The following is a 24992-nucleotide window of genomic DNA, read 5'->3' as shown; positions in this document are numbered from 1 at the left end:
TAAAAATTGTAAAAAAATACGAAATGTAAAAATACGGTAATAATGTTGTGGGTTTGCTGAGTGACACTCACATGGGTCATTGCATACGCTGTGGGTAAATACACAAGTAAAGGGGCAGGTAGCATGGCACAACAAGGAAGTCCACAGCTTGTTTCATTAGTTGATCCATATGTTTATCAAACATTGCAGAAAGTAGTCGGTATGAGATTGATTGTTCAAACAGTGAAAGATACAGTACGTGGAAAGTTGAAGGAAGTGATGCCGGATCATATTGTGATTGAGGCGGGGGCAAAATCAGTGTTTTATGTGCGGATCCAGCAAATCGTGTCGGTGATGCCTGATCACAGTGAAAGAGTGTAGCAAGCAGACGCACAGGTGTCTGCTTTTTTCAATGCTTACAGAATGTATATCTGGAAAAAGTGCATGATATACCAATTGTTCTTTTTTTTTCAAAAAATATGGTTCTAAAACAAGAAGCAGTTGACAGAAGGTGGGTTGAATAGTAGTTTTTTAATAAGGTCAATACGTAACAGGAGGAGCATCTTTGTTAAAATCTAAAGTTCATTTTTGGACATTCCAAATATTACTGGTTTTACTGATTGTGTATGTATCAACAAAAGTTTCATTTTTATTTCAGCCGATCATTTTATTTGCTTCAACGTTGTTTGTTCCTATTTTACTGGCAGGTATTCTCTTTTTCATCTTTAATCCGATTGTTCGATTTTTGTCGAAGAAGATACCTAGGACGCTCGCCATTCTGATTATTTATCTCCTATTCATCGGGCTTATCACGTTTGTTGTCAATGCTGCTGGACCTGTCATTGTCACGCAGGTGGGTGGACTTGTCAAAAGCTTCCCGGGGTATGTCACGGACATGCAGAAATTTATCAACGACTTCTCGCATTCTAAAACATTTACATGGATGATGAACCAAGATTATGTGTCTGTTTCGAAGTTTGAACAGTCGATCGTTTCGACATTAAAAGATTTACCGGAAAATATTGCTTCCAGTATGTCGGCGGTGTTTGGCGTGATTGCGAATATTGCCCTCGCTGTCATTACCGTTCCATTCATTTTATTTTACATGCTAAAAGACGGGCATAAGTTTCCGGACAAGCTCGTTCAATTTTTGCCAATGCCTTACCGTAAGGAAGGATTGAAGATTTTTAAAGAATTAAACGATACGCTTGCTGCTTACATACAAGGGCAAATCGTTGTTTGTTTATTTGTCGGAGTTGCTTGTTTTATCGGATACTTATTAATTGGTGTGAAATATGCGCTCATTCTCGGCATCATTATTGCGGTGACAAATGTCATTCCATATCTTGGGCCATATCTTGGTGCGGCGCCAGCTGTGCTCATTGCTTTTCTTGATTCGCCTGGAAAAGCGGTTGTGACTGTTATTGTCATTCTTGTTGTTCAGCAGATCGATGGAAACGTCATTTCTCCATTGATCATTGGAAAACGTCTCAACACACATCCGTTAACAATTATCTTGCTATTAATTGGGGCAGGAAGTTTTGGCGGAATCCTTGGCATGATTTTTGCCGTTCCTGTCTATGCGTTGCTGAAAGCCATCACACTCAATATTGTCAGATTGGTTCAGCTGCGTCAGCGCTCTCGAAAAGAACAGCATTTAAACGTTTAGGGCAGATGCACAACTTTTCCCTTTTTGCATAACATAACTCACATAAGCGAATAGGGAGGAGAAGGAAGATGCCTGCGATTGTTGGACCCATCCATATTGAGTCTTTAGGCGGAAACGGCTCGGCTACTTTTGGTGACGTTCTCGCCATTGCCCCTTTGGCTGTAGATCACTCGACCGGTGGAGCGGGCGCTTTTAATTCAGGTGATTATATGTCCCTGACAAGCGATCCGAATGCCACCATGCTTTGGGACTTTACACTGTTTGGCCAGCCTCAATCATTTAATGCATAAAAGACAGCTGATCATATGACATATCAGCTGTCTTTTTTATGTTGGATAGACACGTATTGTTCCGCTAGGCATATGATGAGGGTAGTAAAGGTGGTGGAAAGATGCCAGCAATTGTTGGACCCATTCATATTGACCGTGTCATAGGAAACGGTTCTGCACATTTCGGCGATGTGTTTGCCATTTCGCCAAAAAGTGTGGATCATTCCGCTGGTGGTTCAGGCACCTATAATGCAGGAGACTTTGTTCAATTTTTCAACAATCCGAACGTCACATTTGTTTGGGATTCAAACCTCATCAGCCAGCAAAAGAGCTTTAACGCATAGCCAGCTTTGAAAGGGTCTCCTTTTCAGAAGCTGTCTTTTTTTATGGTACAATGGATAGAAGAAGGAAGAAGAAAAAGGGGGGAAAACACATCAAATGAAAATAAGAAAAGCGCATCTGACAAGCGGGCAACCAACAACCTACAATGTATATTTACATGAAAATAAAAAAGAATATAAAACGCTTGTCGCTGTACCTGACATGGAATGGAGTATTTCTATTGCGTATGAAGACGAAAAAACGCAGCTTGAGCAAGCACTAGAACAATCTTTAAACAAAAGAGTAGAAATAGACGAAGCCCGTGAACTTGCACAAAAAATTGTGCACTGGGTCACAGAAATGTAAATTCAGAAACCAGGAGTGAACACAGCAATGAAAGAAGAATCCGTAGACTTTTATTTGCAGCAAGGGATATTTGGACATGCTGAAACAAAACCAGATGAACGAAGAATGTTTCTCGGCTCATTAAGAGAACGTGCTCTTCTCGCTCTGACAAAAGGACAAGTATCGAGACATAAATCGTATCAAGAGGTAGAGCAAGTATTGAAGGCAAACCGAGAGGCCACTGTTCTTTTAAATGGTGAATTGTCATATGCTTCTTATTCTCCATATGTCAAAATGGCAAATGCCGCTGGTTGTTCTTTTAAAGTGGTCAACCATCACGAGTCACATTCACCTTTTGGGCTTGTGATAGAGGTGCCGCTTGCGATCAATCAAGAGCACATCTATATAGAAGATGAGCTTTTTCAAAAAGCTTTTTCTCGTGAATCTGTTGAATAGGTTTCCCTAGTGAAATGAATAAGCTATAATGATTCAAAAGAGCATATGGGAGAGATGCGGATGGGCAAAGCATTGATTTGTATTGATTATACAGTTGATTTTGTTGCAGACGATGGAAAACTGACGTGCGGAAAGCCTGGACAGGCGATTGAGTCGAAGATCACAGAGATCACTTCCTCATTTATTGATGAAGGACACTTTGTTGTTTTTGCCGTCGATCATCATGAAGAGCAAGATCCATATCATCCAGAGACAAAGTTATTTCCGCCCCATAATATTCGCGGGACAGAAGGAATTGAACTTTACGGAAAACTAAGTTCACTATTTCACACGTCAACACATTTAAATCATGTCTATTATATGGAAAAAACAAGATACTCTGCTTTTGCAGGCACTCAATTAGAAATAAAACTGCGCGAGCGTGGCATCACTGAACTTCACCTAGCCGGCGTGTGTACCGATATTTGTGTACTTCATACAGCTGTTGATGCGTACAATAAAGGCTTTGAACTTGTGATTCATGAGAATGCTGTGGCGAGTTTTAATGAAGCGGGGCACGAGTGGGCACTTTCTCACTTTGAGCATACGCTTGGTGCGAAAGTGGTTAAGTAAGGGAAGGAGAATGGAAGTTGGAGCATCGGTTTATTGACGACAGTTTATCACTACATACAGATCTTTATCAAATTAACATGGCAGAAACGTATTGGAGAGACGGCATTCATGAGAAGAAGGCAGTCTTCGAACTCTTCTTTAGAAAGCTTCCATTTGACAACGGCTTCGCTGTATTTGCTGGTTTAGAGAAAGCGATTGAATATTTATCGGACTTCTCTTTCACCGAGAGCGACCTTGCATATTTAAAAGATGAACTCGGTTATAAAAGCGATTTCATTGAATACTTAAGCGGATTGTCTTTTACAGGGACACTTCATTCAATGAAAGAAGGAGAAATTGTCTTTGCGAATGAACCTATTATGCGCATCGAGGCAACACTTGTTGAAGCGCAGCTAATTGAAACGGCACTGCTCAACATCGTGAACTTCCAGACGCTAATTGCAACAAAGGCGGCTCGTATTAAAGGAATCATTGAAGATGAGACAGCATTAGAATTCGGAACAAGACGTGCGCATGAAATGGATGCAGCCATGTGGGGAGCAAGAGCAGCACTGATCGGCGGATTTCAGGCAACAAGTAATGTCCGTGCAGGGAAACGCTTCAATATTCCCGTATCAGGCACCCATGCCCATGCTCTTGTACAAGCATATCGCGACGAATATACTGCATTTAGAAAATATGCCGAAACACATACAGACTGTGTCTTTTTAGTGGATACATATGATACGGTCAGATCAGGCATTCCAAATGCGATTAAGGTAGCGAAAGAATTCGGTGATAAAATCAACTTTATTGGGGTCAGACTTGATAGTGGAGACCTTGCCTACTTGTCTAAAAAGGCGAGAACGATGCTGGATGAAGCTGGATTCCATGACGCCAAAGTCATTGCATCAAGCGATCTTGATGAACACACCATTATGAACTTAAAAGCACAAGGTGCAAAAATTGATGTATGGGGTGTTGGAACGAAACTGATTACCGCATTCGATCAGCCAGCTCTTGGTGCTGTATATAAGCTTGTATCGATTGAAGAAAACGGTCAGATGAATGACACGATCAAAATTTCTTCTAACCCAGAGAAAGTGACAACACCAGGCCGTAAACGAGTGTATCGCATTATCAATCAATTGAATCATCACTCTGAGGGAGACTACATTGCCCTTGAAGAAGAAGAGGTTCAAAGTGAAGATAAGCTGAAAATGTTCCATCCAGTTCATACATTTATCAGCAAATTTGTGACAAATTTTGTGGCAAAGGACCTTCATGTCCCAATTTTTGAACAAGGGAAGCTGGTGTATGATAATCCAGATATCCAAACGATTCAAGCATATGTGCAGGATAGTCTCGGACTCTTCTGGGAGGAATACAAACGAATCAGCAAACCAGAAGAATACCCAGTCGATTTGAGTCAAAAATGCTGGGATAATAAGATGCAGTTTATCCATGATGTGAAAAATAAAATCAAAAAAGAGCTTTATGAAAGCTGATTACCCCGGGAAAGGAGATCATCAAGCCAGATGGTCTCTTTTTTTTCATGTTGGACGATTCAAAATGAACCTTATGGGCAATCATTTGGTATACTGAAGGCACATCTTGTTTGTCATTGCATAAAGGAGGAATGGAGCAGTTGAGGGTGTTTGTTGCAAGGCAGCCTATTTTTAACAGAAAAGAACAAGTCGTATCATACGAGCTGCTTTATAGAGATAGTGAAACCAATACATATAGCGCTGAAGATGGTGATCAAGCGACAACGGACCTCATTATCAATAGTTTTTTAAACATTGGCATCGAAACACTGACAGAAGGAAAACGATGCTACATCAATTTCACCGAAAGCTTGCTTTCGTCTGATCTGCTCACTTATTTTGATCCACATCAGCTTGTGATCGAAATATTAGAAAATGTACCGATTACCCCGGCACTTATTATGAGATGTAAGCAATTAAAAAAGTGGGGATACACGATTGCGCTCGATGATTTCTTTCTGAGCGGAACACATTTTCATGACAAGTTACTCGATGAACTCCTCTATTGCATTGATATTTTAAAAATTGATTTTCTGAAAACAACATGTGAAGAACGAAGAGACATTTTACATACATATAAAAAGTATCGACTTCGATTCCTTGCTGAAAAGGTAGAAACGCGAAAAGAATATGAAGAAGCGTTAGAAGCTGGCTTCCATTTGTTTCAAGGATATTTTTTTAGTGAGCCGCACGTCATTTCGGGACGAGCCTTATCGACTAGCTTCCACGCATACCATCAGCTATTGAATGAGCTGAGCAAGGAGCAGCCGAATATTCAGACCGTGACGCACTTTATAGAAAGTGATCTTTCCCTTTCATATCAATTATTAAAAATGCTGAATTCTGGCGGCATGAGACGTCTTTATCAAATCAAGAGTATTCGTCAGGCGATTATCCTGCTTGGGTTTAATGAAATACGGCGATGGATCTTTATCCTTTCATTTAAAGAACTAAATGTCCAAGCCAACTCAAGCCAAAAGGAAATCATCAAAATGTCGTTCATTCGTGCCAAAACGTGTGAACTCATTGCTAGTCGGACTGAACGAGAGCATCCCGCTTCTTATATGCTGACAGGTATGTTTTCACTCATTGATACGCTTGTCAGGGCGGACATTACTGAACTTGTGAAAGAACTGCCTCTTTCGGATGAAGTAGGTGAGGCACTGCTTGGCTATGAAAATGACTATTTCCTTGTGTTAGACATTGCCAAACGTATTGAACGAAATGAATGGGATGATGAGATGTTAGGTGGAAGTCTCCCTAAGCAGGAAGCCTACGGCTGTTATATAGAAGCCATTGAATGGTGTCATAAAATGTTTGAATCTTAAGAAAAGCCGCTCCCACTAGAGCGGCCTTTTTCTTTGTTATCCCCACTGTAAAAGTAGAAAAAGCCTACTGGAAGAGAGGGATAAGTAGATACGGATGCCTTCTGGACTAAAGCGGATATCGATATTGCTTTTCACCCCAATCTGCTTCAGCATTCGAATCACACTTGCGGTGTCAGCACGTTCAGCAGCTTCCATGATTCGCTGTCCAAACGAAAGCGAACCGGAAATCTGCTGTGTAATGAGGGATGCATCAGCCACGAGACGGGTTGATTCCTTTGCAGCCTTTTGAAACGCATGAGCATCTACTGGAGGAAAAGTCATAGGTGTTCGCGGGTATGCGTTCCCCATTGCGGGAACCTGCAAAGGCGGATAAGGAACATAGTAAAACACATGGTCACCTCTTCTCTCATTGAAGTGAATTTGGACGGATATCTGTTCTAAATGTATGAAGAAAATCCGAATAAAGAATCAAAATGATCTTTCTACCTTTGCATATTCATCATAAAAATAGGTACTTTTGCGGTCAATTTCGGTGAATGTCGCCAAAAAATTGCGGTGTCTACAGTAGAGCCTGTCGTCTGACCTATAACATGAAAAACCGAGGAAATAGAGGGGATCGTATGTTCTGTATCATGAGAATTGTGACGAATGATGCCTGTTCATGTCGCAAAAATGACGTATTTCCTTTGAAATTGAGATAAAAGTATCATTTGAAAAGTCTGAAAATGATGAAAAAAGACCTATTGAATTTTGCGGTATCACGCACACATTTTGTGCATACTTTTCGGTGAAAAAATACTCAATAGCATTTACACTGTTAGTAACAGATCAAATACTTATGACCCAATCAACATACACAAATACATTGATCTTCCAAAAAAGGAGAGTGGAATCGATGGAAAAGTATGAAATCGAAGAACTTAAACAACTATTATGGAAACTTGAAAACGAAATTAGAGAAACAACGGCTTCTCTTCATAACATTAACAAAAGCATTGATCAATACGACAAATATGAATATGTGAAAATTTCTTAAAGACTTGATAACCATCAAGTCTTTTTTTTATCCAAATACATACAAAAAAAGGATATATTATTATATAATTGTTAAATAGTGATGTCAGTGGACATTTGCTTATTTCTTTTTAGTAAAATAAGAGGCGAGAGGGTGAGGATCAAGATCGAGTATGCTAAACTATCTAGAGAATACAAAAATCAAGCAGAAAATGTCTGATTTTATTCAACATGCAGTCAGGCAAAATGATTTACAAAAGCTGCTTCTCGAATTTACAGATATAAAGAATGAATTTCCTTTTGGGCAATTGGCTTACCAACATTATGAGGCATTTGGCGGACAAGACAAGCAAGCGATTACAAAACTGGCAGCAGGGATTGAACTTCTCATCTTATCTGCCGATATATTAGATGATATTGAAGATCAGGATAATGATTCGTATCCTTGGATGAAATGTCAGAGCGGAATTGCGATTAATGCGGCGAATGTTCTCTTTGCATTGAGCTTTGATGTGTTTTCAAAGCTTGATCATGGAGCGAAGCTTTTAAACAATGTATATTCTTATTCCATTCAGTCAATGCAAGGGCAGCATATAGATATGACACTGGAGCCAGAGAATGAGCAGGATTGTTTAAATATCATGAAATTAAAAGCAGGGTCACTGTTTGTGTTACCTTGTGTGTTAGGTGTTGTTTTGGCAACAGGTTCTTTTGAAAAGAAGGTAGAAGAATATGCTTATTACCTAGGAATGGCGGAACAGCTTGAAAATGACTATCTAGGTCTTTTTAATAAAGATAATGTTGACTTTAAAAGAATGCAAACATTACCGCTAGTTTACTTGAAAAATGAGTTTAATCCATCTAGTTCAGACTTGCTCAGTTATTTTCAATCAAAGGATAAGAGTGCCGGCTCTGAAGAATTAAAGGATAAATTAAAAAAATCTGGTGCTCAACAATATGTATTTATTATGAGAAACCTTCTCAGAAATAAGTTTAAAGAAGCATTCAAGAAACTACATTTAGAGGCTTCAAAAAAGAAAAAACTGATACTTTTTTTAAATGGAGATGGAGAAGATGAAAATTCAGGAATTGGTTAGTTATTTAGTGGAGAATCCTTCAACATTAAATCAAATTGCTAATGGGAACGCATCATTGCTTCACGTTGATCAAGAAACTGCAAGTATTATTGTTGACGGATTCCAGAAAGAAGACGTTATTAAAGCAATCATATGGGCAACTGCTTGAGTAGATAAATATTATGAGAAAGTTTTACTCTAAGTTAACAGTTATATTAGTTATCCTTAGCTTCATCTATGTGATTTACATCTCTTATATCAACGTATTTAATATTTTTGTTGGAGCAGCTGTTAAGGAAAATAGTCACGGTCAACTTGAGGTAGTGGATGTCGATAATTTTACAGATAGCTATCTAGCTGGAGTTAGGAAAGGCGATATCATACTTGAAGTGAATGGGAATAAAAAACCAGTTGAAGAAGTTAAAAGAGGTTTTTTAGCTAATGTTAAAAGTTTAGTCGTTGATAGACATGGTGATAAAATTGATTTAGAGAATGTAAGGTTATTGAGTCAAGCGAATCTGTTTATTTATCTAATACCAGTCATTCTTTATTCCATCTGTCTATTTTGTATATTTATGATTTTAAAAATGAATAAAGCAAACCAAAAAGAGTCAGCTTATATTTTAGCTTTATTTCTTTTGGCGGTGTCTATAGGTTATGTAAGTTCTGGTGGTTCTGGAAAAGGAGAGGCTATCAGTCGTATTCTTGTAATCGTTACAATGAATATTGTACCTCCACTATATATGCACTTTATGTATCAATATTTAAAAGAATTAGGAACAGAAATTATTCGTCGTCGAGTTCTTTTTTATTTGTATCTAGTTCCAGTGACTAACGTTTTATTAGTTTTATTCTATAAAAATAAAGCAGGACCAGTAGATCTATTAGCATATGTCAATTTACTTTCATTTTTTGTTCTGGCTTTCCTTTCGATTATTATCACTATAAGGGCTGCTAAAAAATTGAAAGACAATGAAGTCAGCAATGTACTTCGAGCATTTGCACTCATTTTAATCTCAGCATTCAGTCCATTCATGCTATTTTTTATCATTCCTTATTTTTTTGGTATATATTTTATTTCACCGTATGTTGTTGCATCGTTTGTTCTTTTAATTCCTTTTTTCTTAGTCTATCAATTTATGTCAAATAAGCTATATAATGTTGATTTCTTTATGGGAAGGATTAAATACTACGGTTTTTTAGCAATTACACCGACAATACTAGTGGTTGTTCTTTTTGATTTTATTCAAAAGCCAAATGCAAATTTCTATACAGTGAAATTTACGATTATCACGTACATTCTTATGCTTACCGTTTTCTACTTTAAAGAAATTATCGATTTCCGTTTTCGATTGAAGCGTTTTTCAGAGAAGCATAATTATCAGGATAGTATATTTAAATTCACACAGCTTATTCGTGAGGCGTCATCACTTCATCAAGTATTGTATCATTTAAAATACACCATCTTAGAAGTACTTGTTGTGAACAAAGCCTTTGTGCTTGAAGTGAAGGCAGATGGACAAATTGTTGAAATTGATGAATCAATAGAAGAAAGCCAGCTATGGAAAGAGTATGTGGATCAATTTCAAGATATTTTAGGTGAAGTTGGTAAAATCATCGGGCTTGATAAAGGGTTTATGATGAAAATTGGTGAGCGGGGCGGTCACTCGTTTGTGATTTGCTGTTTATCTAATTTACGGACACCTAAGCTGACCCGCGATGAAATTTCATGGCTGAAAACATTGGCATTTTACACAAGTGTCAGTTTAGAAAATGTCGTCAAGATTGAAGAATTGATGGAGCATCTTGAGGATTTGAAACAGCGGGAAGCCAATCCCGCCTGGCTGAAGAAAGTCATGTTCGCCATGGAAGAAAAGCAGCGCTCAGATTTAGCGAGGGATCTTCATGATTCTGTGCTGCAGGATTTGATTTCACTGAAGAGACAGTCCGAGATGTTCTTAACCAATTTCCAAAACAACCAATGCCCAACATCTATTGAAAATTCGCTGATCTCTTGGAATGAACAAATGTCTAAGGTGATTCAAACCACGAGAGAAACATGTCATGAACTTCGGCCGCAGCTCCTCTATGACTTGGGGTTAGTGAAGGCAATTTCGAAGCTGACTTCGCAAATTCAAGAGGAAGCGCCATTTCATATTAGGCTGAATACAACCCGCTTTGATAAAGAACTGGACATTGATATTGACTCACAGCTGAATATTTACCGGATTGTGCAGGAGCTGTTATCCAATGCGTTGAAGCATTCTAAGGCCAGCCAAGTCTTAGTGATGCTCATTTGTATTAAAGATCAAGTTGTTCTCCATTATGAGGACGATGGAGTCGGATTTGATGCAAGCCAGCTTGATCAGCACACGATGAGCATGGGTCTTTCTGGCATAAGAGAACGAGTCAAAGCTCTAAATGGAAAGCTTCAAATTCACACAGCACCTGAAAAAGGGCTCAAGGTGAAAATTGAAATGGAATTGTAACGATTTCTTAAGGAATAAGACTTGGCATCTGCCAAGTCTTTTATATAAAATGGAAGTGAGTGATTTAAAGGGAGGAAGACATGAAGAAGATATTGGTCATTGATGATCATCCGGCTGTCATGGAAGGGACAAAAAGCATATTAGAATCAGATCAGCAGCTATCAGTCGATTGTTTAAGTCCTGATGCAGAAGGCGCCTTTTTAAAGACGCATGACTTTTCCATCTATGATGTGATCTTGATGGATTTAAATCTCGGGGATATCAATGGAATGGACATTGCCAAACAAATTCTAGAAACGAATCAACAAGTGAAAATTATCATTTATACAGGATATGAAGTAGATGATTATTTCGAAGAGGCCATTCGAGCTGGATTGCATGGTGCAATAAGTAAAACAGAGACAAAAGACAAAATTATTGAATACATACACCGCACATTGCAAGGAGAAGTTGTCATTCAGCTATCCTATTTAAAGAAATTAATTTCACAGCAGCAAGAGAAGCCAGAACAGGCGCAGCAGACGGATCATGAGCTGTTAACAGAGCGTGAATGCTTAATCTTAAGAGAAGTGGAAAAAGGGTACACAAACCAAGAGATCGCCGATGTGCTTCATTTGAGCAAACGCTCGATTGAATACAGTTTGACCTCCATCTTTAATAAGCTGAATGTTGGATCTCGAACAGAAGCGGTGTTAATTGCAAAATCGGAAAGTGTCCTGTAAACGTGTGAAGGGAGAGGGCCTTGATGGATGTGAGTGGTTCAAATACACTGCTTGAGGCACTGGGGATTGAGATTGTGGAATGCAATACGTCACGATGCGTGGCGACAATGCCAGTCGATCACCGAACAAAACAGCCATTTGGATTACTGCACGGAGGAGCATCAGCTGCTCTAGCAGAAACAGTGGCAAGCATGGGTGCTGCTGCTCATTTGGACTTAACTCAGCAGGTTTGTTCAGGTATTGAAATCAATGCCAATCATTTAAAATCTGTACGTGATGGAGTGGTGACAGCTACAGCTGTTCCTGTACATGTAGGACGGCGTACAATGGTATTCCAAATCGATATAAAAGATGATCGAGACCGTCATATCTGTACGTCAAGATGTACACTCGCTGTCATTGATCGCATATAAAAAAGCTCCCGGTGCAGCGGAAGCTTTTTTTAATACCCTTTTATGAACATGCGGGTAAAGTGAACAAGACCTGAATGTCAGGTTCTTCATTTATAAATAAGAGTCTTCTTTTCGTTTAATGACAAAGTTACGGAAACCGCCATAATCATCTTGGACACTTCGTTTGTCCATTTTCACACCAGTGTTGTAAGCGGCTCTTCCGATCAAATGAGCGCCGACTGGTGCGGTCAGAAAGATAAAGACAATCCCAAGCAGGATTTTCGCAGAGATGATCCCTGCAAGAAACCATTCATGAAAGAACACACCAACTAAAATGAGAACAACACCAAGTGTCGATGCTTTTGATGCAGCATGCATACGTGTGTAAACATCCGGCAGGCGAAGGACACCAATGGCTGAAATTAAACAGAGGATGGCGCCAAGCAGAATAAAGAAAATTACGATCGCTTTAGCGATGACGATCATTTTCAATCACTTCCCCTTTCTCAAGGAATTTGGAAAAAGCGACAGTGCCGATAAAGGCAAGAATACCGAGCAGTAAAATAATTTCAAAGAACGTCGTGGTTTTCAGTAAGATAGACACGATGGCTGTCATCCCAATTAAATTGATTCCTATCGCATCAAGCGCACTAACGCGATCAGGAATAGAAGGTCCTTTGATAACCCGTACGACAAAAAGCAAAGTAGACAGCGCAAGAATCCCAAGTGACATTTGCAAGATCAGTTCCATTACTTACCGCTCACCTCCTGAATCGCTTTTTCAAATGATACCCGAATATCGTGGATGGCTTTTTCAGCATCTTCAATATCCATCGCATGAATATATAAAATCGAACGATCATCCGAAATATCGATGACCAGTGTACCAGGTGTTAATGTAATCATATTAGCCAGTATGGTGATTTCCCAATCTGTTTTTAAATCTGTACGAAAGGCGAAAATACCAGGCTTGATCTTAAGCTTTGGAGATAACACCGTCTTGAGTACACTCAAATTGGCAAGAAGCAGCTCTCTGATAAAAATGATGACGAGCTTGAAAATCGCATAAAGGGCATAGCCGTAAAAACGTTGCGGGAAGAATCGCCGTAGCATAAAAATGGCGATCATCCCTAGTGCAAAGCCTGATACAAAGTCTGCAGCTCTGTATGTATCATTCATAAACATCCATGTAAAGGCGAGGAGAGCGTTTAATAATATTTGAAAGGCCATGTTCATCTACTCCTTCAGCACAGCTTGAATATATTTTTCTGGTGTTGATAGCATTTCCGCAGCTTGATTGATATAAGGTGCAATGAATTCTGTGCCTAATCCAATCGCAAGCGATAAGATAACAAGCAGTACCCCAGGATACACCATTCCTCTAATGGATGGCTTTCTTCTTCGCATATCCTGTTCCTCTCCCCAAAACGCGAGCATGAAAATCCTCATAACAGAATAAAGGACAAGAAGACTGGACAGTAAAACAAGGATAGAGAACGTCATGTACCCAGCAGAAAACCCACCTTCAACAATTTTCAGCTTGCCAACAAATCCACTTAGCGGAGGAATACCCGCAAGTGATAAAGCCGATATGAAGAACATCCAGCCGAGTAGAGGCTGGGATTGAATCAGCCCACCCATTTTTTTCAGATGATTGGTTCCAGCATACACAAACAGTGCCCCTGCGAGCATAAATAGAGCTCCTTTGATCACCATATCGTGAATGAGGTAATAAATGGCGCCTTGAAGTGATGCCGGTGTATTGGCCGCAATCCCAAACAAAATGACACCAACAGCTGTGACAATGTTATAAATCACAATTTTTTGCACATCAGAATAGGCGATAGAGCCAATGACACCGAATATAACCGTTAGAGCGGCTAGCCAGGCCATAATTGTATGTGTAAAACCTGTATCATGTATAAAGATGAGCGTAAAGACCCTGGCAATCGCATATAGCCCGACCTTTGTCAGCAGTGCGCCAAACAAAGCTGAAATCGCTGCCGGCGGTGCATGATAAGACCCTGGCAGCCAGAAATAAAGCGGGAAGACCCCAGCTTTTAAGCCAAATACAATCAGGAACAGAATGGCAATCACGGTGATTAACCCTGTTTGCCCAGATTCAGCTATTTTCACACTTAAATCAGCCATGTTCAGTGTGCCTGTGACTGCATATAAACACGCTACGCCAACAATAAATAATGCCGATGAGATAATATTAAACACAATGTATTTCAGTGATTCACGAAGCTGGGGCTTTGAACCACCCAGAACAATGAGCATATAAGATGCCATCAGCAACAATTCAAAGAAGACAAACAGGTTGAAAATATCTCCCGTTAAAAAGGCACCACTGACGCCAGCTAACAAGAATTGGACACCAGAATAATAGAAAAGCCGCTCTCTTTCTTTCCCAATCGTTTGAAAGGAAAAAAGAACTGTGACAAGTCCAACAATGGAAGCGGTCAGCACAAGAAGCGCAGCAAACTGATCGGCCACAAGGGCAATGCCAAACGGTGCTTTCCAGCCGCCCAAATAAAGGGTTTGTATGCCGTTTGTGAAAATCGTTTGGACCAAATAGACATTACAGATAATGGCTAAAAGAGATGCAAACACACTAAAGCCTCTCGACAGCATGGTGTTTTTATTCATAAAGATCAATAATGTAGCAGCTAGTAATGGAATTAATATAGGCAGGATCACGAGATTATTCATGCTGATCATTTCCTCTCATTTGATCCATGTCATCTGTTCTCAGCTCTTGGAAGGCACGGAAGGCCATCACCAGCAAAAAGGATGTTACACCAAAAGCAATGACAATGGCTGTTAAAATTAATGCTTGTGGCAATGGATCTACATAGGATGTGAGCCCCTCTTTCAAAATAGGAGGTGCTCCCTTTTTTAAGCCGCCCATTGTTAATAGAAGCAAATGGACGCCGTGACTTAAAACGGCAGTACCGACGATGACCCGCAGAAGGCTTTTTGAAAGCATTAAATAGGTCGCTGCCATAAAAATGATTCCGACGATAATAGACATTAGAAATTCCATTATTCCTTCTCTCCAATCGTTTGAATAATGGTCATGGTGACACCAACAACAACTAAATACACACCGATATCAAACAGGACCGCTGTCGCCAGTTCTGTTTTCCCTAGAAACGGCAGTTGGAAATAATCGAATGCATGGGATAGGAAAGGTGCTCCGAACAGAAAAGATCCCATACCTGTTAGGATGGCAACGAGCAAACCGACACCAGCCACATATATAAAGTCAAATGGTAAAATGCGTCTGACTGTTTTAAGGTCGTAGGCTAAAAGCAGAAGAACGACAGCACCAGCACTCATCAAACCGCCAATGAATCCTCCGCCAGGATTGTTATGTCCTGCAAGAAATAGGTGAAGTGAGAAAAGCAAGATGATGAATGCTGTAATTTTAGTAGTGACTTGTAAGAGCATATCATTCGTATCAATCTTTCTCATCGCCGTACGCCTCTCTTCCGTTTTCCTTGTGCTTTTACCTTCAATAATCCATAAATACCGAGTGCCGCAATGGCCAGCACTGTAATCTCAAAGAGTGTATCAAAGCCCCTGAAATCGACAAGAATGACATTGACAATATTGTCTCCGCCAGCCAGTTTGTAGCTGTTTTCAATGAAGTACGTTGAAATTGTGTCAAGAGACTGCTGGCTTGTTGAAGCGAAAGCAAGACAGGTGACAACTACTCCAACACCTAATGAGATGATCAAATTTGTTAATTTAAATCTTCGTGTTTTTTGCTTCAGACTCAGCTTTGGCAAATGATAGAAGCAAAGTAAAAACAGCGCGACAGAAATGGTTTCAATAATGAGCTGTGTCAGCGCAAGGTCAGGTGCTCTGAAAATCACGAAGAATAGTGACAGCGTGTAGCCCATAACACCTAGCGCAATAATAGCTGTTAAGCGTGAACGAGCAAATACAGTCGTGACTGTCGCTGCGACCATCACAAGTGAAAGGATGACTTCGTACGTGCCGATTGATGCAGCGTGCTCAGTTTGAAATGAGAAGGCTTGCTTGTAGAACATCACGCTGCCAAGCACGATAATCATAAACCCAAATACATAGACAAGATAGTCACGAAGGAATCCTGTCATATAGCTGTTTGTTAGGCGGTAAGCCCCTTTTTCTACACCTATAAGCGAACGATCATACAAAGCGTTAAATGACCATTTTTCCTTAAATATGTTGTACATTGGGCGCCATTTTGACAGCGTTAAATAGCCAATGGTACCGAGCGCAACTACACCAATTGTCATGTAAAGCTCTGGCTGGAATCCATGCCACGCTTCAATTTTTACGGCAAAGCGGCTTCCTGTTTGAATGGCTTCTGGAATGATCGCTTGAATGGCAGGTTCAATGACAGAATAGGCAAGAATATTAGGGAAAAAGAAGAACGTGACCACAAGTGCAGCTAAAATAATTGGCGGGATCAGCATACCAATCGGTGCTTCATGCGGTTTTTTCTCCAATTGATCGACATTCAGACGGCCTCTAAATGTTTTGAAGACGATCATCATACTGTAGATGAACGTAAACACACTAGCGAGCCAAGCGATAGCAGGGAAGACAGCCCCCCATGTTGAAACATCCGTAAAGCTGATGTCAGAAATCCGAATCATACTTGTGAAAAATAGCTCTTTACTTAAAAATCCATTAAAAGGCGGGAGTCCAGCCATCGAGAATGTACCAATTAACGTAATTGTAAAGGTAATTGGCATGATGGTCATTAATCCACCTAATTTGCGAATATCACGTGTACCTGTTTCGTGATCGATAATCCCTGCTGCCATAAAGAGACTACCTTTAAAGGTCGCGTGGTTAATGAGATGAAAAATAGCAGCAAGAACGGCTGCGCCAAAAAAGGCAGGGTTGTTTTCATGAATGGCAGCTGCGCCTACTCCTAGCATGAGCATAATCATACCGAGTTGACTCACTGTCGAGAAGGCCAGAATGGCTTTCAAATCATTTTGCCGAACGGCGTGGAAAGATCCCCAGAATAGTGTGATAAGTCCGACAATCGAAATGGTCCAAAACCACACCTCTGATATAGCAAAAATCGGACTAAAGCGGGCAACCAGATAAATACCGGCTTTGACCATAGTAGCAGAATGCAGATAACTGCTTACAGGGGTTGGTGCTTCCATAGCATCAGGCAGCCAAATATAAAATGGGAACTGCGCTGATTTTGTGAAGGCCCCTAGTAAAATGAGAACCATCGCAGGGATGAAATAAGGTGATGCCATAATGAGCTGAAGCTGATTGACTGCTTCGCGAATACTGAATGAATCAGTGATCAGGTAAATGAGGATGAAGCCGCCAAGCATAGCCAATCCGCCAAACACAGTAATAAGCAGTGATTTGGTTGCTCCGTAACGGGAACGCTCACGCTTATACCAATACCCAATTAAGAGGAAGGAAGAGATACTTGTTAGCTCCCAGAACAAATAAAGTACGACCATGTTGTCAGAGAGGACAACACCAAGCATAGCGGTCATAAACATTAATAAATACGTATAGAAAGAGCCAAGCTGTTCTTTTTCCTTTGATAAGTAGAAAATACTGTACAGTACCACAAGTGCACCAATACCTGTGATGAGTAAAGCAAATAACAGGCTGAGACCATCTACATACACAGTGAAATTCATCCCTAGAGAGGGAATCCATTCAGCTTGTGAGAACAACGTTCGTCCATTCGAGGTGATCTGGAGCATTTGGATGAAATAGGTAAATAAAAGAATAGGCAAGATGAGAACAAACCATCCTGTATGTATACGCCTTACGTATTTAAAGAGAAAAGGGACGACAAAGGCAAGTAAAAAAGGTGATAGGATGGCGAAGTGAATAAGCTGCAAGAAAATGAACCTCCTTTGATCAATATAAATTCACGTTCTAAAGAACTGGTAATTAAAATTATAGCGTAAATACAGACATAGTGCATTGGTTTGAACTGATTTACGGCAAATTGAATTTATTTTGAGTTCTTTTGACCACAAAAAATATTTTATCAAAAATGAAACTCGTTGTATATTGTTTTGTATTTCGTACATGCTTTTCTTAAAGGAGCTGATCAAATGAAACGAAAGATCACCATCAGCTTAAGCATATTCTGCACGATTTTAGGAGGAGCATTCTTGATTGAACGAAATGATCAAAAAAGGTGGCAGGCCGGGAGTGAATGGCCGCTATTTTCCGAACAACTCCTCCATATGACCTATCCTCAGGCGAAACAGTATCCTTTTCAGCCTCGGGAATATTTACGAATTGTATTAGCTGATGAATGAGGATGTATGGGAGAAAAGAAATATAAAAAAAGCATGTCCTTTTCGTAAGGGACATGCTTTTTGTTTCTTTTTTAAGTAAACATTCTGAGTAAGATTGTTGCGCAAATAACGGTTGCTGCTCCGCCAAGACGTGTAGAGACTTGAGCGAAAGGCATAAGGCCCATTCTTCCAGAAGCTGAAAGAATTGCAACGTCACCAGTACCGCCTAATCCACTGTGACAGCCAGTCACAATTGCAGATTCAACTGGATACATGTTCATGAATTTACCAACAAAGTAACCAGAACCAACCATGCCTAGAACAACAGCAATACATACACATACGAAAGGAATAGAAATAACAGTGGCCACATCATCAAGTGGAATGTATAGAATTCCTAAACCAACCATTAGAGGCCATGTAAAGCTTTTCGATACAAACTTGTAGAACTGCTGTGAGCCGTTTTGCAAATGCTGAGGCATCACGTTTAAGTATTTGATTAATGCAGCAAGAACAATCATTAAGATTGGACCTGGAATATGAACAAAACTTTCTAATAAGCCGCCAAAGATAAAAGTTGTACATGCAACAAGCACACCTGCACCCATTAAGCTGAAGTCAACTTTAGTATCCATTTCAGGCTGTTCAAAGATTTCATTTGCTTCTTTTGATTTAACAAGTCGTCCATTCCCGTTTAGTTCAGGACGTTTTTCACCAAGCTTTTTCATTGCGCCAGCACAAATGATGGCAATGACGTTCCCAATAACAGCAGCCGGAATCAATTGAGAAATTAATGACTCTGCTGATACACCAAGAATTTGTGAATAAGCAATTGATAATGGCAATATTCCTTCACCGACACCACCGGCAATAATCGGTACAATGATAAAGAAGAACGAATGATGCGGTGTGTAACCAACTAAAAGACCCACTAGAATTCCAGCAGCCACAGCTGTAATTGTACCTGCAACAAGAGGAACAAACATACGAATAAGGCCCTGTACTAAAACAGTTCGTTGCATCCCAAGAATACTACCTACTACAAGAGCAGATATATAGAAGTATAGGAAGTTCGACGTTTTCATCAGAGACGTAACCGCTTCCAACGAGTTTGGATTCAGAACATGAAAAAAAACCAGGAACGATGGTACGAATAAAGAAAGAATCGCCGGTCCACCAATATCTTTTAAGATTGGAATACGTTGTCCTACATCTCCTAGGAAAATCCCCAAAATCATAATAACAGCGAAACCACCAAGCATATTTGCTGGAATTTTATTAAAATAAGCGGCAGTTAAAATAATCGCTGCAAGTACTATATACACAGGTAGATCAATAACACCAATTTTCCAAGAAAGAATTTTTCGGAAAACGCTTTTATTATTGTCAGAATCGTTTGTAATCGATTTCAATTGTTGTGTATTAGCCACATAAACACCCCCAAATGCTATTTGTCTCAATTGTAGAAGATTCTGTGACACTCATCTATTTATTAAACTAAATTAAGTGTAATAAAAGTAAAATAAACGGGGGTTTTGTCGTTTTTATCATACAAAAATCCCCTGAAGATAGTTTGTCCTTCAGGGGATTGATCATACATGGTATTTATTTATCGTTTTCCTTTTAAATAAGGAGTACCAAGTGCTTTTGGTGCGTCTGCTCGTCCAATGAAGCCAGTAAGAGCTAGGATCGTCAGCACATATGGTGCAATGAGCATGTACACGTTCGGGATATCTTGAAACAGCGGAAGCAGAGAGCCAATGATGCTTAAGCTTTGTGCAAATCCAAAGAATAAAGCAGCGCCCATAGCGCCAAATGGGTGCCATTTCCCGAAAACAAGGGCGGCTAACGCAATGAAGCCTTGTCCTGTAATGGTGGCGTGTGAGAAATCAAGAGCGATGGTCGATGCATACACAGCTCCGCCAAGACCGCCAAATAGACCACTAATGAAGACGCCGATATAGCGCATTCGGTATACCTTGATTCCCATTGTATCAGCTGCCATTGGATGCTCTCCGACTGCACGAAGTCGTAAGCCAAACGGCATTTTAAATAAAACAAACCAAGCGACAACCGCAAGAACCAATGCGAGAATGGACGTATAATACACATCTTTAAAGAAAATATCACCAATGATCGGAATGTCACTTAAAAGGGGAATATCTCCTTTATAGAAAGGTTCTGTAATTTTATCCGTTTGTGCTTTTCCATAAATCAGTTTGACAACAAAAAGCGTAGCACCAAGGGCAAGCATGTTAATCGCAACACCACTGACCGTTTGATCTGCTCTGAACGTAATAGTGGCAACAGCGTGAATGAGTGAGAACACGCCGCCAATGGCCATACCAACAAGTAGACCGAGCCACGGGGTCAAGGCACCAAACGTATCAGCAAACATTAAGTTAAAGATAATACTAGAAAATGCTCCGACGACCATCAAACCTTCAAGACCGATATTGACGACACCTGATCTTTCTGAAAAGACGCCTCCAAGAGCGGTTAAAATAAGTGGTGCAGCATATACAAGTGTAGCCGGGACGATGATTTCAAGAATTTGCAGAAATCCCACTTATTTTCCCCCCTTTTTCTTCAATTGTTGAATGACAAGACGGATGATATAGCTTGAGGCAACGAAAAGAATAATGATCGCAATCACAATATCAACGACCTCAGTCGGTACGCCAGATTCAAGCGGCATGTTTAAAGCACCGACTTTCAATCCACCAAGCAATAATGCCGCTAAGACGACACCAATAGCTGTATTTCCGCCTAATAAGGCAACAGCGATTCCGTCAAAACCAACGCCAGTGAATGATCCTTTAATCGAAGCATATTCAAATGTTCCGAGTCCTTCCATCGCACCTGCAAGACCTGCAAAGGCACCAGAAATGAGCATCGCATAAATGATGTTGCGTCGAACGTTCATTCCAGCATAATGAGAGGCCTGCTGGTTCATCCCAACTGCGCGTAATTCAAACCCTTTAGAGGTTTTCTGGATAATAACCCACATGACAACAGCCGCAATAATGGCAACAAAAATCCCATTATGCATTCTTGAGAAATCAGTGATCTGCTCAAAAAAACCAGATCGAAGGGAAGCTGTTGCATCAATTTTTTCTGTTTTATCTTTATTGTTTGTTAAGACATTTGAAATCAAATAATTTGTGACATGAAGGGCAATGTAGTTCATCATGATGGTGACAATGACTTCATGTACGTAAAAACGAGCTTTTAAAAATCCGGGAATAAAGCCCCATAATGCACCAGCAACTGCTGCTGTGATCAGTGCAAGAGGCAGATGTATATACATAGGTGCATGGACAGTTGTGCCGATCCATACAGCAGCTACCCAGCCAATCAGCATTTGACCTTCTACCCCGATATTAAAGAGGCCTGTCCGAAAGGCAAAGGCAACAGCAAGTCCTGATAAAATATAAGGCGTGACTTGTCGGATGGTTTCTCCCATATAATAGGTTTCACCGAAGACGCCATTCCAAAGGGCGCTATAACCTTCGATGACACTATAACCGCTTGCCAGCATAATGATGGCCCCAACGAAAAGACCAAGTACAATGGCTATAAGCGGAATCAGCAGATTTGTTAAGCGATTAGACATTTGCTTCTTTCCCCACTTCCTGTTGCGTACTTCCAGCCATTAACAGACCGAGTTCTTGCTCTGTTGTTTCTTTTGGATCAACAATGGCAATAATGCTGCCTTCGAAAATAACAGCAATCTTATCACTGACATTGATAATTTCATCAAGCTCAAAGGAGATGAGCAGAACAGCTTTGCCTGAATCCCTTTGTTCAATCAGACGTTTATGAACAAACTCAATGGCTCCGACATCAAGTCCACGTGTCGGCTGTGCGGCAATTAATAAATCAGGATTTCGGTCCACTTCACGGCCAATAATGGCTTTTTGCTGGTTACCGCCTGAGAGCGCACGTGCTTCTGTATATTCACTAGGCGTCCGTACGTCGTATTCAGCAATGATTTGTTTTGCTTTTTGATAAATATTTTTCATATTCATCAAGCCAAACTTCGAATATGGACGCTGATAATACGTTTGTAAGGAAATATTTTCTCCAATTGAAAAGTCAAGGACAAGTCCGTGCTTATGACGGTCTTGAGGAATATGACCGATACCAGATTCTGTGACCTTACGAGGCGGGAGATTTTGAATGGCTTTCCCGTTTAGCATGATCGTGCCAGATTCGGATTTTTTCAGACCTGTAATGGCTTCAATTAATTCAGATTGACCATTTCCGTCTACACCCGCAATTCCGACAATCTCACCAGCTTTCACTGATAAATTGAGCTGTTTCACAGCTTCAATTCCTCGCGCATCTTTGACAGTGAGATCTTGAATTTGCAAGACTTCTTCAGCAGGGGAGGCTGCTTTTTTGTCTGTTTTAAATGAGACTTCGCGGCCGACCATTAAGCTGGCAAGCTCGTCTTTGTTTGTGTGTTCCACATCAAGTGTACGAATACCTTGCCCTTTTCGGATAATGGTCACGCGATGACAGGCATCCATAATTTCTTTTAGCTTGTGGGTAATTAAAATAATGGATTTGCCTTCATTGATTAAGTTTTTCATAATTTGTATGAGTTCTTTTATTTCTTGAGGTGTTAAGACGGCTGTTGGTTCGTCGAAGATCAAGATGTCAGCGCCGCGGTATAGTGTTTTTAAGATTTCTGCTCGCTGCTGCATACCGACTGAGATGTCAGATACTTTAGCGGCAGGGTCTATTTTCAGTCCATAACGGTCAGAAAGTTCCTGCACTTGCTGAATGGCTTGTTCTTTGTCAATCTTTCCAAATTTCTTTGGCTCTTTTCCTAAAATGATGTTTTCAGCCACAGTAAATGTATCAACTAGCATAAAATGCTGATGGACCATTCCAATGCCTAAATCACTTGCATCATTTGGACTTGAGATTGTAACCGGTTTTCCGTGTACCTTGATTTCACCTTTTTCAGGCTGATAAAGTCCGAAAAGCACGTTCATAAGCGTTGATTTTCCAGCGCCGTTTTCACCAAGCAGCGCATGAATTTCGCCCTTTTTTAGCTGTAGCGTAATGTTATCATTTGCTACAATGCCAGGGAATTCTTTGCGTATATTCAACATTTCAATGACATAATCCACAGGTTTAACCGCTCCTTTTTTAGGGTGCTGATGAAGATAAAAACTAGCAAAAGAAAAGCTGCAAAACAAGGCTGCAGCTTTTCTTTTACCACCTTTTACGAATAAAGAGGAGGTAAAGGAGAGGCAAGGGGATAAGACGCGCTTATCCCGATGCACAAATTAAGCTTTAAAATCTTTTAGTTCATCACGTGTTGCAGGGATTTTCACTTCACCCTTGATGATTTTTTGTTTCCATTCTTCGATTTTCTTCAATACATCTTTATCAAGATTCTCTTGAGATGGAGAGATGTCAACGCCGCCTTCTTTCAGACCGTACGTGATGACTTCGCCACCAGGGAATTTACCTTCTTTTGCTTTTGTTGTTAAGTCTTGTACCGCTGTGTCTACTTTCTTAATCATAGAAGTAAGAGTGACACTTTGTTTTGTTCCAGGTACTTTACCTTCGTCATACTGGTCTTTATCGACACCAATGACCCACACTTTGCGGTCAGGATCAGCTTTTTTCAGGTTTTTCGCTTCTGTGAAGACACCAGTTCCAGTTCCGCCTGCTGCGTGGTAAATGACGTCAACGCCAGATTTGTACATACTTTCAGCTGTTGCTTTACCGATGTCTGCTTTATCGAATGCACCAGCATATTTCACTTCAACTTTTGCTTTTGGATTAGCTGCTTCAACGCCTGCACGGAAACCAACTTCGAATTTTCTGATTAATTCAGAATCAACGCCGCCAACAAAACCAATTTTGTTTGATTTTGTAGAAAGAGCCGCTGCAACACCTACAAGGAATGAACCTTCGTTTTCGTTAAATGTAATGCTTGCTACGTTGTCTTTTTTTACAACTGCATCAACGATGGCAAAGTGGTTTTTCTTACGTTGATTCGCAATTTCAGTAATAGAATCTTGCATTAAGAAACCAATTCCGTAAATCAAATCAAATTTCTCACGAGCAAGTGTGTTTAAGTTTGTTGTATAGTCAGCGTCTGATTTAGATTGTAAGTAATCAAAGCCGTTTTTACCTTTTGTTAAATTGTTGTCTTTCCCAAATGCTTGTAAACCTTCCCAAGCAGATTGGTTAAACGATTTGTCATCGACACCACCGACATCAGTTACCATTGCAACAGTGAATTGATCTTTATCTTTTTTGTTTTCACCGCTGTTTGAGCCAGAGTTGCCGCATGCTCCAAGGATGGTTCCTGCTGCTACGACTAAGGACAATGCAAGTCCAATTTTGCGCTTCTTCAAAACATAACCCCCTATAAAATTTAAAAGTTTCAGAAAAGTCTCGCGAAAAAAGACCGACTCTTGCCTTCTCCTATCCTTGTGAAAAGGGTATTTTATCCTGCATTCTTTTAAA

The 24992-nt window shown here is 40.2% G+C and carries 29 protein-coding genes; 16 read left to right on the top strand and 13 right to left on the bottom strand.

The genetic code is table 11. The features are described from left to right. Positions 1-123 precede the first annotated feature (123 nt). From N521_RS00770 to N521_RS00730, 9 genes are all read left to right on the top strand, one after another. Positions 124-360 (top strand): YuzF family protein, encoded by a 237-nt coding sequence (locus N521_RS00770; protein WP_003213721.1) that lies wholly within the window; start codon positions 124-126, stop codon positions 358-360. Between the two features lie 184 nt (positions 361-544). Continuing rightward, positions 545-1648, top strand: a complete 1104-nt coding sequence (locus N521_RS00765; RefSeq protein WP_008345881.1) for an AI-2E family transporter — start codon at positions 545-547, stop codon at positions 1646-1648. Between the two features lie 68 nt (positions 1649-1716). Next, entirely contained in the window at positions 1717-1938 is a 222-nt protein-coding gene (locus N521_RS00760) for a spore germination protein (protein WP_008345880.1), read from the top strand. A gap of 101 nt (positions 1939-2039) precedes the next feature. Continuing rightward, positions 2040-2261: a spore germination protein gene (locus N521_RS00755; protein ID WP_008345878.1), complete on the top strand. Its 222-nt coding sequence runs from the start codon at positions 2040-2042 to the stop codon at positions 2259-2261. 94 nt (positions 2262-2355) lie between these two features. Continuing rightward, positions 2356-2604 (top strand): YueH family protein, encoded by a 249-nt coding sequence (locus N521_RS00750; RefSeq protein WP_008345876.1) that lies wholly within the window; start codon positions 2356-2358, stop codon positions 2602-2604. A gap of 27 nt (positions 2605-2631) precedes the next feature. Beyond that, positions 2632-3039, top strand: a complete 408-nt coding sequence (locus N521_RS00745; protein ID WP_035389270.1) for a YueI family protein — start codon at positions 2632-2634, stop codon at positions 3037-3039. Positions 3040-3099: 60 nt separating this feature from the next. Continuing rightward, positions 3100-3651 carry a cysteine hydrolase family protein gene (locus N521_RS00740; RefSeq protein WP_035389268.1) on the top strand — a complete coding sequence of 184 codons (552 nt, stop codon included), beginning with the start codon at positions 3100-3102 and terminating at the stop codon, positions 3649-3651. A 17-nt stretch (positions 3652-3668) separates the two neighbouring features. Continuing rightward, complete coding sequence (locus N521_RS00735) at positions 3669-5138, top strand: nicotinate phosphoribosyltransferase (protein ID WP_025207908.1); 1470 nt, start codon at positions 3669-3671, stop codon at positions 5136-5138. A 140-nt stretch (positions 5139-5278) separates the two neighbouring features. Further along, positions 5279-6505, top strand: a complete 1227-nt coding sequence (locus tag N521_RS00730; protein WP_035389266.1) for an EAL and HDOD domain-containing protein — start codon at positions 5279-5281, stop codon at positions 6503-6505. Between the two features lie 36 nt (positions 6506-6541). Here the strand turns inward: N521_RS00730 and N521_RS00725 are convergent, their stop codons facing one another. Further along, complete coding sequence (locus tag N521_RS00725; protein WP_019744042.1) at positions 6542-6895, bottom strand: YuzC family spore coat inner layer protein; 354 nt, start codon at positions 6893-6895, stop codon at positions 6542-6544. Positions 6896-7400: 505 nt separating this feature from the next. Here N521_RS00725 and degQ point away from each other — a divergent pair. The 6 genes from degQ to N521_RS00695 all read left to right on the top strand — a co-directional run bounded on the left by degQ (position 7401) and on the right by N521_RS00695 (position 12219). Then, entirely contained in the window at positions 7401-7541 is a 141-nt protein-coding gene (gene degQ / locus N521_RS00720; RefSeq protein ID WP_003213123.1) for a degradation enzyme regulation protein DegQ, read from the top strand. Positions 7542-7692: 151 nt separating this feature from the next. Next, positions 7693-8616 (top strand): polyprenyl synthetase family protein, encoded by a 924-nt coding sequence (locus N521_RS00715; protein ID WP_035389264.1) that lies wholly within the window; start codon positions 7693-7695, stop codon positions 8614-8616. Then, on the top strand, positions 8594-8764 hold the full coding sequence (comX, locus tag N521_RS00710) for a competence pheromone ComX (protein WP_017358941.1): 171 nt from the start codon (positions 8594-8596) through the stop codon (positions 8762-8764). The genes N521_RS00715 and comX overlap by 23 nt, the downstream gene beginning before the upstream one ends. 13 nt (positions 8765-8777) lie before the next feature. Continuing rightward, positions 8778-11084 (top strand): sensor histidine kinase, encoded by a 2307-nt coding sequence (locus tag N521_RS00705; RefSeq protein WP_035389261.1) that lies wholly within the window; start codon positions 8778-8780, stop codon positions 11082-11084. A gap of 80 nt (positions 11085-11164) precedes the next feature. Next, on the top strand, positions 11165-11806 hold the full coding sequence (locus N521_RS00700; protein ID WP_007500477.1) for a two-component system response regulator ComA: 642 nt from the start codon (positions 11165-11167) through the stop codon (positions 11804-11806). 23 nt (positions 11807-11829) lie between these two features. Further along, positions 11830-12219 carry a hotdog fold thioesterase gene (locus N521_RS00695; protein WP_008345855.1) on the top strand — a complete coding sequence of 130 codons (390 nt, stop codon included), beginning with the start codon at positions 11830-11832 and terminating at the stop codon, positions 12217-12219. 90 nt (positions 12220-12309) lie between these two features. Here N521_RS00695 and mnhG read toward each other — a convergent pair whose 3' ends face one another. The 7 genes from mnhG to N521_RS00660 are packed head-to-tail and all read right to left on the bottom strand — an operon-like array spanning position 12310 to position 18086. Then, positions 12310-12684 (bottom strand): monovalent cation/H(+) antiporter subunit G, encoded by a 375-nt coding sequence (gene mnhG / locus N521_RS00690; protein WP_003213369.1) that lies wholly within the window; start codon positions 12682-12684, stop codon positions 12310-12312. Then, positions 12668-12949 carry a Na(+)/H(+) antiporter subunit F1 gene (locus tag N521_RS00685; RefSeq protein ID WP_035389259.1) on the bottom strand — a complete coding sequence of 94 codons (282 nt, stop codon included), beginning with the start codon at positions 12947-12949 and terminating at the stop codon, positions 12668-12670. The genes mnhG and N521_RS00685 overlap by 17 nt, the downstream gene beginning before the upstream one ends. Then, complete coding sequence (locus N521_RS00680; RefSeq protein WP_008345848.1) at positions 12949-13428, bottom strand: Na+/H+ antiporter subunit E; 480 nt, start codon at positions 13426-13428, stop codon at positions 12949-12951. The genes N521_RS00685 and N521_RS00680 overlap by 1 nt, the downstream gene beginning before the upstream one ends. A 6-nt stretch (positions 13429-13434) precedes the next feature. Further along, entirely contained in the window at positions 13435-14913 is a 1479-nt protein-coding gene (locus N521_RS00675) for a Na+/H+ antiporter subunit D (RefSeq protein ID WP_019744043.1), read from the bottom strand. Beyond that, positions 14906-15247, bottom strand: coding sequence for a Na(+)/H(+) antiporter subunit C (locus tag N521_RS00670; protein ID WP_003213576.1), 342 nt, complete (start codon positions 15245-15247; stop codon positions 14906-14908). Before N521_RS00670 ends, N521_RS00675 begins: the two co-directional genes overlap by 8 nt. Continuing rightward, on the bottom strand, positions 15247-15678 hold the full coding sequence (locus N521_RS00665; protein WP_008345843.1) for a Na(+)/H(+) antiporter subunit B: 432 nt from the start codon (positions 15676-15678) through the stop codon (positions 15247-15249). The genes N521_RS00670 and N521_RS00665 overlap by 1 nt, the downstream gene beginning before the upstream one ends. After that, positions 15675-18086, bottom strand: a complete 2412-nt coding sequence (locus N521_RS00660) for a Na+/H+ antiporter subunit A (RefSeq protein WP_035389255.1) — start codon at positions 18084-18086, stop codon at positions 15675-15677. Before N521_RS00660 ends, N521_RS00665 begins: the two co-directional genes overlap by 4 nt. Before the next feature lie 219 nt (positions 18087-18305). Between N521_RS00660 and N521_RS00655 the strand changes: the two genes are divergently transcribed. Beyond that, positions 18306-18515, top strand: coding sequence for a hypothetical protein (locus N521_RS00655; RefSeq protein WP_035389253.1), 210 nt, complete (start codon positions 18306-18308; stop codon positions 18513-18515). A gap of 71 nt (positions 18516-18586) precedes the next feature. Here N521_RS00655 and N521_RS00650 read toward each other — a convergent pair whose 3' ends face one another. The 5 genes from N521_RS00650 to N521_RS00630 form a co-directional block, all read right to left on the bottom strand. After that, positions 18587-19924, bottom strand: a complete 1338-nt coding sequence (locus N521_RS00650) for a 2-hydroxycarboxylate transporter family protein (RefSeq protein ID WP_008345838.1) — start codon at positions 19922-19924, stop codon at positions 18587-18589. 179 nt (positions 19925-20103) lie between these two features. Continuing rightward, on the bottom strand, positions 20104-21063 hold the full coding sequence (locus N521_RS00645) for an ABC transporter permease (protein WP_008345835.1): 960 nt from the start codon (positions 21061-21063) through the stop codon (positions 20104-20106). Continuing rightward, entirely contained in the window at positions 21064-22110 is a 1047-nt protein-coding gene (locus tag N521_RS00640) for an ABC transporter permease (RefSeq protein WP_024719726.1), read from the bottom strand. Beyond that, on the bottom strand, positions 22103-23638 hold the full coding sequence (locus N521_RS00635) for an ABC transporter ATP-binding protein (RefSeq protein WP_024719725.1): 1536 nt from the start codon (positions 23636-23638) through the stop codon (positions 22103-22105). Before N521_RS00635 ends, N521_RS00640 begins: the two co-directional genes overlap by 8 nt. A gap of 159 nt (positions 23639-23797) precedes the next feature. Then, complete coding sequence (locus tag N521_RS00630; RefSeq protein WP_035389251.1) at positions 23798-24880, bottom strand: BMP family lipoprotein; 1083 nt, start codon at positions 24878-24880, stop codon at positions 23798-23800. Between the last annotated feature and the right edge of the window lie 112 nt (positions 24881-24992).

Origin of the sequence: Bacillus sp. UNC125MFCrub1.1 (genome assembly GCF_000701305.1) — a bacterium.
Classification (GTDB): domain Bacteria; phylum Bacillota; class Bacilli; order Bacillales; family Bacillaceae; genus Bacillus; species Bacillus altitudinis.
The sequence above is the reverse complement of the archived record's forward strand: the minus strand, read 5'-3'. Positions and strand labels throughout refer to the sequence as shown.

Bases quoted from the DNA above. Each gene is read 5' to 3' on its own strand.
- N521_RS00750 (WP_008345876.1), top strand. From the start codon at position 2,356: ATGAAAATAAGAAAAGCGCATCTGACAAGCGGGCAACCAACAACCTAC.
- N521_RS00770 (WP_003213721.1), top strand. From the start codon at position 124: ATGGCACAACAAGGAAGTCCACAGCTTGTTTCATTAGTTGATCCATAT.
- N521_RS00655 (WP_035389253.1), top strand. From the start codon at position 18,306: ATGAAACGAAAGATCACCATCAGCTTAAGCATATTCTGCACGATTTTA.
- N521_RS00685 (WP_035389259.1), bottom strand. From the start codon at position 12,949: ATGGAACTGATCTTGCAAATGTCACTTGGGATTCTTGCGCTGTCTACT.
- N521_RS00640 (WP_024719726.1), bottom strand. From the start codon at position 22,110: ATGTCTAATCGCTTAACAAATCTGCTGATTCCGCTTATAGCCATTGTA.
- N521_RS00670 (WP_003213576.1), bottom strand. From the start codon at position 15,247: ATGGAATTTCTAATGTCTATTATCGTCGGAATCATTTTTATGGCAGCG.
- mnhG (WP_003213369.1), bottom strand. From the start codon at position 12,684: ATGATCGTCATCGCTAAAGCGATCGTAATTTTCTTTATTCTGCTTGGC.
- comX (WP_017358941.1), top strand. From the start codon at position 8,594: ATGAAAATTCAGGAATTGGTTAGTTATTTAGTGGAGAATCCTTCAACA.
- N521_RS00740 (WP_035389268.1), top strand. From the start codon at position 3,100: ATGGGCAAAGCATTGATTTGTATTGATTATACAGTTGATTTTGTTGCA.
- N521_RS00675 (WP_019744043.1), bottom strand. From the start codon at position 14,913: ATGAATAATCTCGTGATCCTGCCTATATTAATTCCATTACTAGCTGCT.
- N521_RS00715 (WP_035389264.1), top strand. From the start codon at position 7,693: ATGCTAAACTATCTAGAGAATACAAAAATCAAGCAGAAAATGTCTGAT.
- N521_RS00760 (WP_008345880.1), top strand. From the start codon at position 1,717: ATGCCTGCGATTGTTGGACCCATCCATATTGAGTCTTTAGGCGGAAAC.
- N521_RS00705 (WP_035389261.1), top strand. From the start codon at position 8,778: ATGAGAAAGTTTTACTCTAAGTTAACAGTTATATTAGTTATCCTTAGC.
- N521_RS00695 (WP_008345855.1), top strand. From the start codon at position 11,830: ATGGATGTGAGTGGTTCAAATACACTGCTTGAGGCACTGGGGATTGAG.
- N521_RS00755 (WP_008345878.1), top strand. From the start codon at position 2,040: ATGCCAGCAATTGTTGGACCCATTCATATTGACCGTGTCATAGGAAAC.
- N521_RS00700 (WP_007500477.1), top strand. From the start codon at position 11,165: ATGAAGAAGATATTGGTCATTGATGATCATCCGGCTGTCATGGAAGGG.
- N521_RS00680 (WP_008345848.1), bottom strand. From the start codon at position 13,428: ATGGCCTTTCAAATATTATTAAACGCTCTCCTCGCCTTTACATGGATG.
- degQ (WP_003213123.1), top strand. From the start codon at position 7,401: ATGGAAAAGTATGAAATCGAAGAACTTAAACAACTATTATGGAAACTT.
- N521_RS00745 (WP_035389270.1), top strand. From the start codon at position 2,632: ATGAAAGAAGAATCCGTAGACTTTTATTTGCAGCAAGGGATATTTGGA.
- N521_RS00665 (WP_008345843.1), bottom strand. From the start codon at position 15,678: ATGAGAAAGATTGATACGAATGATATGCTCTTACAAGTCACTACTAAA.